The 247-nt window shown below is 77.3% G+C and carries 1 pseudogene; it reads right to left on the minus strand.

The annotated features are described in order from the left end of the window. Nucleotides 1-247: pseudogene (locus D471_RS32720) on the minus strand (DUF1266 domain-containing protein); the annotation flags it as partial.

Genomic DNA, 247 nt, shown 5'->3' on the forward strand with positions numbered 1-247 from the left:
CCAGGGCTCGGCGAGCGCGACCCGGAACGGGGCCGCGACGGCGGCGGCCCACCGCTCGGTGCTCAGCGGGGCCTCGGGGTCCTTGGTCCGCACGGCGGGCGACTCGCGCGACCCGACGACCAGCTCGGCGAAGGAGCCGACGACCAGGGCCACGACGGGCAGGAACGACCATCCGGGCTGGTCGAGGGCGACGAGCAGCACGATGAGGAGCGCGAAGGGCGCCAGCAGCCACGGCAGGGGGGGGGGG

It is taken from the genome of Nocardiopsis lucentensis DSM 44048 (assembly GCF_000341125.1).
Classification (GTDB): domain Bacteria; phylum Actinomycetota; class Actinomycetes; order Streptosporangiales; family Streptosporangiaceae; genus Nocardiopsis; species Nocardiopsis lucentensis.